Source organism: Anaerobacillus alkalilacustris (assembly GCF_001866005.1).
Classification (GTDB): Bacteria; Bacillota; Bacilli; order Bacillales; family Anaerobacillaceae; genus Anaerobacillus; species Anaerobacillus alkalilacustris.
Window position 1 is genome coordinate 19,494 of the sequence record NZ_MLQR01000016.1, and the last position, 13,301, is coordinate 32,794.

General features: G+C 34.8%; 13 protein-coding genes. 3 read left to right on the forward strand and 10 right to left on the reverse strand.

Features of this window, described 5'->3' with window-relative positions; all coding sequences use genetic code 11:
• Positions 1-139: 139 nt before the first annotated feature.
• Entirely contained in the window at positions 140-2,275 is a 2,136-nt protein-coding gene (recQ, locus tag BKP37_RS07095; RefSeq protein ID WP_071308913.1) for a DNA helicase RecQ, read from the reverse strand.
• A gap of 177 nt (positions 2,276-2,452) precedes the next feature.
• Between recQ and BKP37_RS19965 the strand changes: the two genes are divergently transcribed.
• Positions 2,453-2,605, forward strand: coding sequence for a hypothetical protein (locus BKP37_RS19965; RefSeq protein ID WP_169823099.1), 153 nt, complete (start codon positions 2,453-2,455; stop codon positions 2,603-2,605).
• Positions 2,606-2,639: 34 nt separating this feature from the next.
• Here the strand turns inward: BKP37_RS19965 and BKP37_RS07100 are convergent, their stop codons facing one another.
• The 8 genes from BKP37_RS07100 to BKP37_RS07135 all read right to left on the reverse strand — a co-directional run bounded on the left by BKP37_RS07100 (position 2,640) and on the right by BKP37_RS07135 (position 10,820).
• A complete protein-coding gene (locus tag BKP37_RS07100) occupies positions 2,640-3,200 on the reverse strand; it encodes a 4Fe-4S dicluster domain-containing protein (RefSeq protein ID WP_071308914.1) in 561 nt (186 codons plus the stop codon).
• A gap of 2 nt (positions 3,201-3,202) precedes the next feature.
• The gene (locus BKP37_RS07105; protein WP_071308915.1) at positions 3,203-3,466 is read right to left on the reverse strand and encodes a chaperone NapD; all 264 of its coding nucleotides are present in this window, start codon (positions 3,464-3,466) and stop codon (positions 3,203-3,205) included.
• A 12-nt stretch (positions 3,467-3,478) separates the two neighbouring features.
• On the reverse strand, positions 3,479-3,892 hold the full coding sequence (locus tag BKP37_RS07110; RefSeq protein ID WP_071308916.1) for a nitrate reductase cytochrome c-type subunit: 414 nt from the start codon (positions 3,890-3,892) through the stop codon (positions 3,479-3,481).
• Between the two features lie 13 nt (positions 3,893-3,905).
• Positions 3,906-6,473, reverse strand: a complete 2,568-nt coding sequence (gene napA / locus BKP37_RS07115; RefSeq protein ID WP_071308917.1) for a nitrate reductase catalytic subunit NapA — start codon at positions 6,471-6,473, stop codon at positions 3,906-3,908.
• 843 nt (positions 6,474-7,316) lie between these two features.
• Positions 7,317-8,222, reverse strand: a complete 906-nt coding sequence (locus BKP37_RS07120; protein WP_071308918.1) for a hypothetical protein — start codon at positions 8,220-8,222, stop codon at positions 7,317-7,319.
• Between the two features lie 715 nt (positions 8,223-8,937).
• Complete coding sequence (gene tatC, locus BKP37_RS07125; RefSeq protein ID WP_071308919.1) at positions 8,938-9,675, reverse strand: twin-arginine translocase subunit TatC; 738 nt, start codon at positions 9,673-9,675, stop codon at positions 8,938-8,940.
• A gap of 97 nt (positions 9,676-9,772) precedes the next feature.
• Positions 9,773-9,973 (reverse strand): twin-arginine translocase TatA/TatE family subunit, encoded by a 201-nt coding sequence (locus BKP37_RS07130; protein WP_071308920.1) that lies wholly within the window; start codon positions 9,971-9,973, stop codon positions 9,773-9,775.
• Positions 9,974-10,577: 604 nt separating this feature from the next.
• Positions 10,578-10,820: a YqkE family protein gene (locus BKP37_RS07135; protein WP_071308921.1), complete on the reverse strand. Its 243-nt coding sequence runs from the start codon at positions 10,818-10,820 to the stop codon at positions 10,578-10,580.
• 113 nt (positions 10,821-10,933) lie between these two features.
• On the opposite strand from BKP37_RS07135, the gene BKP37_RS07140 reads away from it, so the two are divergent.
• Complete coding sequence (locus BKP37_RS07140; protein ID WP_071308922.1) at positions 10,934-11,920, forward strand: sodium:calcium antiporter; 987 nt, start codon at positions 10,934-10,936, stop codon at positions 11,918-11,920.
• A gap of 27 nt (positions 11,921-11,947) precedes the next feature.
• On the opposite strand, the gene BKP37_RS07145 is transcribed toward BKP37_RS07140, so the two are convergent.
• Positions 11,948-12,229, reverse strand: a complete 282-nt coding sequence (locus BKP37_RS07145; protein WP_139193085.1) for a hypothetical protein — start codon at positions 12,227-12,229, stop codon at positions 11,948-11,950.
• A 46-nt stretch (positions 12,230-12,275) separates the two neighbouring features.
• Between BKP37_RS07145 and BKP37_RS07150 the strand changes: the two genes are divergently transcribed.
• Positions 12,276-13,301, forward strand: a complete 1,026-nt coding sequence (locus tag BKP37_RS07150) for a toxic anion resistance protein (RefSeq protein ID WP_071308924.1) — start codon at positions 12,276-12,278, stop codon at positions 13,299-13,301.

A 13,301-nucleotide genomic window follows, 5' to 3' on the forward strand; every position in this document is an offset into this window, starting at 1 on the left:
AAGCGTGGTCGAAAAATGAAAAAAAGCACCTTTCTAACAAGAAAAGCGTAGCCGCCTGGAGCTAAACAGTTTCCAAGTTAGAAATTTATAAATTCTGATACCATAAGGAAGAGCCTAAACATCGTTTAGGCTTTTTCGTCTATTTACTACTATTTTTACAAAGAGTTAACTTTATGTAAAAATAACTAACCTCTTCTGGTAACGCTTCTTTTAAAGGCTTAAGCTTTTCCCCACCAATTTGATCAATTTTCTCTTGAATTTGTTGTTCAATAGATGCTGGTAACACTCTTTCCCATTGTATCTCGTACCCTTCTAATACATTTTGAATAATATGCTGCTCAACGGTCGTTACCTTTAACTCTCTTTCTTCAGCAATTTCAAGGATATTTTTCCCCTCACTAAATAATTGTAGAGTGACTAAACGGCTAGGAATTTCTTCCTTTTTGTCCTTTAACGTTTCCTCAGTTTGTTTTACTATTTTTTCAGCATTTGGGTTTGAGTATTTACTTAACTCCTTTAAGAAGATATCACCATATTTTTCATACTTTAATTCCCCCACTCCTTTTATTAAAAGCATTTCTTCTTTTGTTGTGGGATTGTACCTACACATTTCCTTTAACGTAGAATCAGAGAAAATTATATAAGGAGGTAGCATTTCTTTTTCTGCGATTTCTTTACGGAGCTGTCGTAGCTTCTCAAATAACTCTGATTGGATCGGAACTTCTTGTTTACTCGGTTTAACCTTTTGGAGTACTTTCAATCCATTTTTCAAAACACTTACAGCCTTTTCTGTTATTTTGACAGTCGGAAATTGGCCTGCTGTTAATTCTAAATACCCCTCTGCGATGAAAAGTTGAATCAGTTCACTAATTTCTTTTTCTGTTTTGCTTTTCATTATTCCGTAAGTTGTCAGTTCATTTAAACGCATATCTTTTATACGTTTATTTTGAGAACCTTTCAGTACCTGGGCAATTAAAGTTACACCAAATCTTTCTTTCATTCTCACAACGCAAGAGAAAATTTTTTGGGCTTCTACAGTTACATCAATTTCTTCTAACTCTGATTTACAATTAGAACATTTTCCACAATCAGCGTTAACTTTTCCACCAAAATAATTAACGATATAGCTCTGTAAACATTTTGTTGTGTGACAATAATCTACCATCGATTGTAATTTTTGGTACTCTTGTACTTTCCGTTCCTCGACAGATGCTGACTGTTCAATTAAATACTTTTGTGTCTGTACATCTTTACTAGTAAATAACAATATACATTCACTATTCTCACCATCTCTTCCTGCTCGACCCGCTTCCTGATAGTAACCTTCCATACTTTTTGGAACTTGATAATGAAGAACGTAGCGAACATTCGATTTGTCAATTCCCATTCCAAAAGCATTTGTAGCAATAATTATTTTTTCATCATCATAAATAAATTTTTCTTGATTTTTATTACGTAATGTTTCTGACATTCCACCATGATACGTGACAGCTTGTACGCCATTTTTCTGTAAAAAAAGCTGAAGCTCCTCTACATCCTTCCTTGTGGTTGCATAGACAATCCCGCTTTCACCCTTGTAACGCTGAATAAAATCAAGTAAATAATTTCTTTTATTTCCTGTTTTCACGACAGAAAAAGCTAGGTTTTCTCTTTCATAACCTGAGATGTACAATTGAGGTTCATGAAGCTTTAAACCTAATTTTATGTCCTCAGCTACTTCCTTAGTTGCTGTAGCTGTAAAAGCAGCAAGTACTGGTCTAGGAGAAAGTTGATTAATTAAGTTACCAATCTTCCCGTAGCTCGGACGAAAATCATGCCCCCATTGCGAAACACAATGCGCCTCATCAACAGCGATGAATGTAATAGGTAATTGCTTGAGAAATTTAACAAACGTAATAGATTCTAATCTCTCGGGAGAAATGTAAACAAGCTTATAAACACCCTGTTTCAAATCATTCATAATATCGTCCTGTTCAATTTGAGACAACGTACTATTTATAAATACTGCTGGAATTCCATTACTTGTTAACGTATCTACTTGGTCTTTCATTAAAGAAATCAATGGGCTAATAACAATAGTAATTCCTTGAAACAAGATGGCAGGTATTTGATAACAAACCGACTTCCCCCCGCCTGTAGGCATAATACATAGAGTATCTTGATTGTTTAAGAGGGAAGAAATAATCTCTTCTTGATTTTTTCTGAAGTGATCATATCCATAATATTTTTTTAAAATTTCCAAAGGTGATTGCTGAAGTGTATCTTTTACAAACATTTTTCCAACTCCGTTACATTTAAGTAATACTGATACAATAACATAGTTATATCTGTCGGGAAAGATTATGCTAAAAATTGAAATAAGGACAATAAAGTAAATAGAAAATTAAATTATGCGAATAATAAGTTGGAGTTCAAACTCCTACGTCACAATAATTTAAAAGGAGACAGTATCATGACAAAACGGAAAAGTAACCCTAAAAAAGAAGGAAAGAACAAACATGGAGCTCACGTCAGTCCACTAGGTAACTCGCCAGATCAAGAATTTGCAAGAGAGCCTTACGTAGAAGCTGGGCAAGCTGGCAAGCAAAGTAACGATAAAATGTAATATGAAAACGGATGACCAAAATGGTCATCCGATTCTATTTTTTCTTTATCGGTTTAACATAAATCCCTTTATACGTCTGAATACAAGCACTGACACATTGACCACAGCCATTACAATTCTCCTCAATGACTTTTGGTTTCCCCGACTCAATAGTTAAAGCTGCGCTCCCTAATGGGCAAGCTCTAGTACAGTAATCACACATCGTCCCTTTATAAGCTAAACAGTTGAATTCGAAAATCTCGGCAACACCCAATTTTTCTACACTACCCTCTGCTACTAACGCTCCAGTAGGACAATGAGTTATACAATTATTGCAGAAGGTGCATGGAGATTCATTAGGATTTATATACGGAGTTCCGGCAAGCTTAGCTCCAAAATCAACCGAAAATAATTCAATTGTTGAAGTAGGACACACTTCTTTGCAAATGCCACAACGAGTGCATGTTGTCATGAAGGCAAGTTCATGACTAACACCAGGTGGTCGCATGAAATTTCTATCTTCTTCTATAGTAGACCCAATAAGTGTACCAAGGAATTGATAAGATGAACGAAAGTTTGCCTGTAAATATTGTCTACGACTTATTTTTTCATTCATTGCTAGTCCACACTTATATAATGTTGCATTGCTCGATCTTCCTCAAAGTTTGTATACGCCAGACAAACGGAAACAATGCCATCAATTTCTTTAAATTTTTCACCTATTCGATAGCTTTCATCAACAGATTCAGCTTCAAGAGTTACAATTACTTTTACCTCTTCTACAACGTGATGCACTTCAACTCCAGTTATTTTCTGTAGACTTTCAATAACCATCCTTGTTTTTCCATTAACTGTAATTAACATAAATCCTGAAATGACCATACATACACCTCATTAGTTATCCCTATTAAAAGCTGGCTTATCATCTTCTTGAGTTACATGACATTGAATACAGTATGTTCTGTATAGCTCATTATTTCGATTATTGTCATAATAATGATCTTCTGGTAATGTAGCTGCTCCAGTAGTTTCTAGAGCATGACACATTAAGCAACTATCTTGCTGTAGATCGGGGTTCCAACGATTTATATGATCAGCTGGTTGGGGTGGTGGTGCTGATACTAATACCATCGTTGCAGCATCAGCTCTCTCTTCATTCAACTGTGGTAATAATAATGTTTTAGCTGTCTGCTGTTCAGTTTGATCTTCGTTTGGTTCTGTATGACTAAAGAAACTAGAACCAACAGATATTGCCACAATTAATAGTCCAATCACGAATAAAAAAATAGTATATTTTAACTTTTTCATATATGACTGCCCCCTACACCTTCATAATCTTAACCGCGCATTTTTTATAATCTGGTTGTTTTGAAATTGGGCAATAGGCATCAAGTGTTGTATCATTTATCAATACTTCTTCAGCAAAAAAGGGCACGTATATTAAACCTTTCGGTGGCCTACCGCGTCCATTTGTTGTTACTTTTACCTTTGTTTTTCCACGACGCGACTCAATAAATACCCAATCCATATCCTCAATTCCAAGCTTTTTGGCATCCTCAGGATGTATCTCACAAAGAGCTTCGGGAACAGCTCGGTGTAATTCAGGTACCCGACGAGTCATAGATCCACTATGCCAATGTTCTAATACTCGACCAGTACATAACCAGAAAGGATATTCTTCATCAGGAATTTCTGGAGCATCTTCAAATGGTCTAAAAAATACAGTAGGACGATGATCATTAGATTTATAGAAATCAATATTTTTATACTTACCTGCTTGACCATATTCTTCAACACCCACTTGATCAAAGCCATCTTCTTGTCTCCCATGAGCGTATCGCCATTTTGTTTCAAGCCACTTTCCATTTACCTCTCGGACCGGCCATAAAATACCATGCTGCTTTAAGTATTCTTCATATGGAGCTAATTGCTTGGCTTTCGTTTTCAACTTTTTACCTAACTCTTGTACTTTCGAATTTGGATGGATATGAGGATTAGAAAATAATCGATATTCTTCCCAAAGATTACGACAAACCTCTGTCTGATTGTGTTTCAGATCCTGATTCTCATAATCCCAAATATCTGGACCATTCTTTCCGAAAATTACATCAAACGCATCATGCCCACCAATTTTTTTACCTTCTAAAACACGTTTGGCAACTTGAACAATTGTCCACAAATCCCATTTCGCTTCTCCTGGTGGCTCTTGACACTTTTCAAAAATAGCGTTTCGACGCTCAGCATTGCCAAACATCCCTTCTCTTTCCACCCACATAGCAGCAGGAAAAACGACATTTGCCATTTCTGTAGAGCGAGTTGGGTAAACTTCAGATACGACAATAAACCCGTCATTAACGCCCTTTCCATCTTCATCAACACCACGAAATCGATTAGTTTTAGGTAGTGTCTGCCCCCAGTTATTTGACATACTCCAAAGAAATTTTACTTTCCCATTCCCCAACTCTCGAAACATTTTTATCGTATGAAAACCTGGTTTTTCAATAGCATCGAGATACCCTTCTGGTAAATTCCAAATCATTTCACTAAAGCGGCGGTGTTCTTGATTATCAACAACTAAATCGGCAGGAAGGCGATGTGAAAATACCCCTACTTCACGTGCGGTTCCACAAGCACTCGGCTGGCCAGTTAATGAAAACGGTCCACTACCTGGTTGACTAATCTTTCCTGTTAAGAGATGAATATTATAAATCAAATTGTTCATCCATGTTCCACGAGTGTGCTGGTTAACACCCATCGTCCAAGTTGAAACGATTTTCTTATTAGGATCTGCAAATTCTTTAGCTAGTGCTTGTAAATCTTCAACTGCTACACCAGACAGTTCAGAAGTATATTCAAATGTATATTGACTAACACTTTCTTTAAACTCATCAAATGAAATGGACCAATTCGCACCAGAATTTAGACCAATTTCAGTTCCATCATAATCATCATTGATTGCATGGCCTAAATTTTCAGTCCCTGCTTTAAATTGACAGTGGTCGTTAATAAACTGTTTATCGTAAGCTTCGGTTTCAATTACATAATTAGCAATACAATTTGCAATCGCTAAATCAGTTTGTGGCCTAAATACTAGTACTTTGTCTGCAACTTCACTTGTACGAGAATATCTCGTTGTTAAATCATAATGTAAAACATTGGTACCTGTTAGCTTTCTAGCAGTTAAACGCGAATATAATACCGGGTGCATTTCTGCCATATTCGCTCCCCATGTAAGAAATACATCGGCTTGGTCTAAATCTTCATAACATCCCATCGGCTCGTCAGATTGGAAAGTCGTCATAAACCCAGCTACAGCACTTGCCATGCAAAGTCTTGCGTTAGGGTCTATATTATTATTTTGTAATCCAACTTTCCAAAGTTTCACTGAAGCATAACCTTCATGAATGGTCTGTTGTCCAGATCCCCAAAAAGCAATAGAGTTAGGATCAGCTTCGTGGGCTTCTTTCAATTTACTTGCAACCAAATCAAGAGCTTCTTCCCATGTCGCTTCACGAAAGCCATCCATTGTACCTTTTTTACTGTTATCTTCACGGATTAAAGGTTTTGTTAATCGGTCTTTCCCGAACAATATCTTTCCTAAATAGTAACCTTTCACACAATTAAGTCCCCTATTTGAACGATTATTAGGGTCCCCTTTCACCGCTATCACTCTGTTATTTTTTATTCCAACTAAAACTCCACAACCAGTTCCACAGTAGCGACAAACAGAAGTTTTCCATTCATCTGGTTGAATTGATTGTGCTTCCAATTCTACTGGGTCTTTTGTTGGTTTCTTAGGTTCCGGTGTTGTCTTTGATGTACATCCTGCGGCAATCATAGCTGATGAGATCGCAGCAGCTTTTAATAGACTTCTTCTTGTTAATTCCATTCCAGCTTCCCCCCTACCTCATACTTCTCTAAAAACTCTATCTTTCAATTGTAACCCTAGTTTTTTGAATGAAATGTGTTAAATGTCACATTTTCTGTAGATAGAACTTACATTAGATTAGAATTGAGCAGCAGCCGCTCTAACGTAAGTGAACTCGTTTCAGCAAGCTGAAACATCGGAAAATCAGGTGGAGAGTCTAATCCACCTGATTGGAAAATCCCACCTACGCTAAGCTTAGAGGTGGGGGTCTCTTTTACCAAAAAATTCAGATAGAACTGTATACTCAAGATGAAGAGGAATTAGCAGTTGAAGATAGACAGTTTTCCAAATAAGAAATTTATACTTTAACTTGTAGCAAGAAAAGTTCAAGGCGCCTTGGTCACGAGCGAAAGGCACTGGAAGGCCTTTGACAGAAGCCGCTCTTTGGCTTCCGCGTGCTTCTGCGTCTGACAGCAACGCATCGAAGTAGGCTTCCTCGAAGCAGTGTTTTGTGCGACGAGTAATCGCAGGAGCAAAGCTGCATGAAGCTATTCAGAGACGTTATTCAAATAGTTATTGAAGTCCGTTGCTTGACTGAAGTGATCGAGCCGATGGCGCCTGGAGTTAGACAGTTTCCAAGTTAGAAATTTATAAATTCTGATTAAGTAAAAAAAACGCACAAATTGTGCGTTTTTTACTACAACTTACATTTAACTTATACTAACCCGAAGCGTATGTATAATGTTGAATAGAACAATACAATACTCGTTATTAAGATAGAGGAAGAAAAGCCTAAATCAGTTGTGATTTAGGTTAGTAATTGAGAAGTAACTCAAATGCTTCTTTACTGAAAGCAATTTTTCTTTAATACATCCAATTAAATTGATCGTCAATGACCTCATTTTCATGAGGGACAAAAAATAATTGAACAAAAATAATTGCTAATAAATAGGTGATAACCGTATATTTAATTAGGTAAGGAAACCTCATACCTAGCGGAAGCCAAACTTCTACAATTGAAGGATACACAGCAGCTTGAACGAAAATAGGAAAACCACTCCAAAATAATAGTGAAGCTTTTGGTCCAGTCCACATAACAAAAATAGGCATTAAAACAAGGACAGATAATAAACCGATTGCTAGCTTAATCATTAATAATGTAAGTAAGCTTGGACTGGTTGATAAAATATTTGCAAGATCTGTATAATACGGTGCTACAAAGGGAGATATTAGCGAATCTGTAACTAGGTAAATCGGCACAAAACATAGGGCTCCAATCCAAAATTTCCAAATCCAACTACTTACTTTCGTAGCGCTAAAATACTCTTTTGCCTTATGTCTAATAGATATTAACTCCCTTTCAGGCTTCCATAATAAAGATACAGTAAAAGCAAAAACTAATGAAGGAATAATATGTGAAACTAAGTCGAATATGACATTATTATTTAAATTAGATATATAACCATCAATAGCTCTTACTAAATGAAAAAAGAAATAATGATAAACAAAAATAAACACAAATCTTTCCAAAATAGGTTGATTTAATTTTTTTACCAATTCTCCTACCAATATAGAAGTTAAAATAATAATACAAATAAACAATAACGTACTATTTATGTTTGCCAATAAAATCGGATGCTCGGGAAAATCAAACCTTAATAACAAAATAATAGGTTGACTGAAAAGTATCCCAAACAATGTAGCTAACGCGACAGCTATCCCTTTAACTAAAGATATAAAACTATACTTAGCGATCATATACGCATCCATGCTATTCCCTCCCCACTTTTAAGGGTTCTTAATAAGTATTTTCTATATTAAACTCAAGTTAACATAAATATTTTTACCTACCTTATACTATACGTTATTTTCGCACACTTTTTGTGACACAATTAGTACAGTATATTTACAAATTTCAAAAGTCGCTTCACAACTTAACTGCAAGTAAAAAATTAGTGGATCGTTAACTTTCTCCGTAGTAAAAAGAAGTATCTGACGTCATCTGTCAGATACTTCTTTTTCACAGTTTCAGAATTTATAAATTTCAACTTGGAAACTGTCTAGCGCAAGCAGCCTACGAGCTCGGTCACTTCAGTCAAGCAACGGACTTCAATTACTATTTGAATAACGTCTCTGAATAGCTTCATGCAGCTTTGCTCCTGCGATTACTCGTCGCACGAAAAACAATTGCTCCTGCGATTACTCGTCGCACGAAAAACAATTGCTCCTGCGATTACTCGTCGCACGAAAAACAATTGCTCCTGCGATTACTCGTCGCACAAAACACTGCTTCGAGGAAGCTTGCTACGAAGCTATGCTAGAAGACGCAGAGGCACGTAACCGTAAGAAGCCAAAGAGCGGCTTCTGTCAAAGGCCGCCCCAGTGAAGCTACTACTTGAATTACTTCGAAGCGGCTTTGCTCTTGAGCAAACGCAGAGGCACAGGAGCAGCTGCTCGTGACCAAGGCGCTTGCGCTTTTCTTGTTTTACACTTCTGTATTCTCATTCTCCTGTTCTTTCTTTAACTTCCTTCTAAAAATAATACTAGACAAAATGATACTTACTTCATAAAGGAAAAGTAACGGAATGATAACTAATACATCTGAAATAAAATCGGGCGGTGAAATTAGTACGGAAATAACAACAATAACAAAAAATGCATACTTTCTATTTTTCTGCATTCCTTTTGGCGTGACTATTCCTAAACTTGTTAAGAACATAACAACTAATGGCATTTCAAAAAGAATACTAAATGGAATTGTCATACGTAAAACAAATTGAAAGTATTTATCAGTCGTAAACATCATTGTAAACATATCGCTTCCTAAACCAGTTAGAAAGTTTAAAACTAAAGGTAGGACAATAAAATAACCAAATGACAATCCAGCTATAAATAAAAACAAGGATGCCGGGATATAAATTATAGTTAATCTTTGTTCACGCTTTGTTAGCGCCGGCTTTACAAAAAGCCAAATTTGCCAGATTAAAACCGGTATCGATAACCCAAGAGCAATTACTCCAGCTAATAAAAAATATACATATACAATATCCAATGGACCGAGGACTGTTAATGTCATGTCCAAATCCTTTACGAACCAGTCGTATATATTTGTGACAAATACAAAGCTAGCAATAAAAAATATTATAAAAGCAGCCAAAACAACCATAACCCTTTTTCTTAACTCGTCTAAGTGATCTAGGATGTTCATACTTTGATCGGTCATAACTAAACATCTCCTTAAACAATAAAAAGATGCAAGACAGATGACTATATTCTCACATCTTCCAACTATAATAAAATATTATACCTTTATTTTTGTATTATTTTTTTGATTTTGTTTTTGACTTTTCATCTTCAAGTTCTTCCATTACATCACTCGTTAACTCCCTAGTAGACGACTTAAATTCCTTTAACGTTTGCCCTACAGCTTTTCCTAATTCAGGTAATTTTTTCGGACCAAAAATAATTAAAGCTATTACTAGAATAAGTACTAAACCTGGTATTCCTATATTTGTCAGCATTTTCAAGCCCTCCTTAGTAAATATATTTAATATTTACTTACTAGTTGAGTAAATTCTCGTAACTCCATTAATCTAGCGACAACAATTATATCAAGTTAGAAACATAACAAGTCAACTAAATGGAATTTAGTCAAGTAAAATTGTATTATGAGATCCATTAAGTTACTCCACTACTTTTTTAGTATACATGAACTGCTGTTTATATTCTATAACTTATTAGTTTTATATTATAATTTAATATCAAATATTCATAAGGTCTCTAAAGTTTTTTAACATACCTCTTAAAGTCTATACACATTAAACTTACTTCATTAAAGTGTGGATAGTACTGGCCATTAATAGCGAGCTAAAACGAAATCATTGCGTTTAAATTCATAGAATACTAAGAGAACAAATGAACGTTTCGAGGTGAGACAACTTGTATTTATTCATAATTAATCATTAATCATCTATCTTGTAAAGGTGTAGAGTGGCAAAAGTCAGTTGCATGCTTACATAACTAATATTAACTTTGAACATTATTTTTCCAAAGGAAAAAGTAGCTGCCTCTAAAGTTTCGATATAGAATACCTTTCATTAGAGAAGGATGATGATTAGTTCAGGCTTATTTATACGATTTCCAATCGAGGTTACTTTCATCAAGAAGCTCCTCAAAGGATTTATTTTTTTCTCTTTCAATTCTTTTTTGTCTTTCCATTTCTTGTTTCGCTATTTGCTTCTTTGCTTCTTCATCTTTAAGCTGTTTACCAATTAACTTTAATTTTGAAAGCGCCCCTTCATTTAATTGGTCTGTTAATTGGATTTTTCCATCTTCTTGTTTTTTTAGGTTTCTATGTGCTTTTTTCATCGTTACTCCGCTCCATTCGTTAAAAATATTACCACTGGTTTCATAACATTTATTTTATCAATGTGTACATGATAATCATACGAAGATATTTTATCAAGCAAAGGTGATATAAATTGTTATTTCTATACTTTTTTTTAGTAGCTATAATCACGATTGTTACCGCAACAAAACTATCTGGATATGCTGATATTATTAGTGAAAAAACAGCAGTTGGTGGTATGATTATTGGTTCCATGCTTTTAGCCGGCGCAACGTCATTACCGGAAATAACAACTAGTTATACATCCATTATGTTAAATAACCCAGATTTAGCAGTCGGAAATATCCTAGGCAGTAACGTGTTTAATCTTGTTATCCTAGCCTTTTTAGACCTATATTTTCGAAAAGCTCAGTTTTTTGAAAAAATCTGGACGCAACACCGTTATACAGCTGGTTTAGGGGTCGGTTTAATGTTCATTATCTTATTCTCGTTACAAACAAATCTAATGTTTATTATTTTAGGTGTAGGAGTTGATACTTTTTTTCTCCTAATTTGTTACACGGTTGGAATGATTTTAATTTCAAAATTAAAGCAATCCTCTAAGGATAAGACATCACAGAATGAAAAAAGAGATATTCCACTACCTCCGTTATCAGCAAAACAAGCTTTAAAAAGGTTTATAATTGCAGCTGTAATTATTTTAGTTAGTGGAACTTTATTGACGATCCTAGGTGATCAAATAGCACTGGCTACAGGACTTGGAGCAAGCTTTGTAGGTAGCTTTCTTTTAGCAGCTTCAACTTCATTGCCAGAGGCTGTTGCATGCTTTGTAGCCTGTAAATTAAGAAACTTCAATTTAGCTATCGGTTCAATTTTAGGAAGTAACTTATTTAATATCCTAATTTTATGTGGAACGGATATCTTTTACAGAGAAGGCCCTTTACTAGTTCATGTAGAACCAATTCATGAACTTACAGCTTCTCTAATTATTTTCTTATACGTAATCACTTTTTATTTACTTATTCGCATTAGACCAAAAACTTCTTTTAATTATTCCTTTCCGTCACTGATAATTGTTCTTTCTTACATTGTAACAAGTTACTATATCTTTATTTTTTGAGTAATTATCATAGTGAACTGCATAAATCTATGTACTTGTTACGAACAGTTCAACATAACTAGATATAGTAGTAGCTACAATAATGAATGATAAAATTTCATTTAGCCAAGCAAATGCTTGGCTATTTACAATTAAGAAATGCGCTAGTCCTTTGTCACCACGAAGTGAACTTATATGGATAAGTACTGGAGTAAGACAGCTTTTCCAACTCATAAATACAAATACAAAACTAATACGTAGCCTTCCCCTTGAATAGGTGTAGTTTTCATTATATAATTCAGACAAAATTAGCCAATTATGAAACTTCATACGTGGCTAATCGTATGTAATAAGAGGAAAAACAGGAGGGATTACAATGGAAGATAAACATGCATTCAATTTAAAAATAGATAAGAAGGTTAAAGAATATCTTCATCCATTAAATAGTGTAGAGGATGTAGATCGTCTTTTAGAAAAGCTAAGTGGATTAGGTACTGAAGCGCAAAAAAGTGCTGGTGAATCACTAGAAGCTTTAAAGCGACCCGTTTCAGAAATGATGCACCAACCAAATAACGACCTCCCCAAAAACTTACATCGTCTTAAGGAAATTGTATCTGATTTAGAGCCTAATCACTTAAAAAAGGGGCAAGTTCAAACCTTACTGAATCGTTTATTAAAAAGAAACCCAATGGAACAATATGCCAAAAAATATAAAACAGTTGAAGCTCAAGTAGAAAATATAATTGAAGCTCTCTTAATAGGCAAAGATAAATTACAAGAAGATACAGTTATGCTTCATCAATTAAAGGAAGTTGCTATTATAAGGATAAACAATCTAAATGAGCAAATTGAAGTTGGAAAAAAGCTAAATGAAATGTTGGAAGAAAAGAAATCAGATGAGATGTTTGACGGAAATTTACCTGCATTACAGAAAGGACAGCAAAAAGTTATTTCAAGGGTGAAAAACATGTCCCAAGCCGTTCTCGTTTTACAACAATCTTTAGCAAGTGTCGATTTGATAGTAGAAAATAATGAAAAACTTGAAGAAGCAATCTTTAATGCAATTACTATGACAAAAAATATCATTACCGTAACTGCATCCATTCAACTTGCTTTAGGTAATCAAAAAACTGTTATTAATGCTGTTAAAAACGTAAATGACGCAACCGAAGCAATGCTTCTTTCAAATGCTCAGGCATTAAAGTCAAATACTGAAGAAACGTTAAAAATGTTAGAAGAGCCTGCAATTGCAATAGAAACTTTCCGAAAAGCCTATGAAGATGTTTATTCAGCAATCAAACTAACGGAAACTTCAAATGAAAAAATTATTGAGAGTGGAAAAAAGTTTATTCTTGAACTAGATGAACTGAATACGCAAATGAAACAAAAATTATTAGAATAA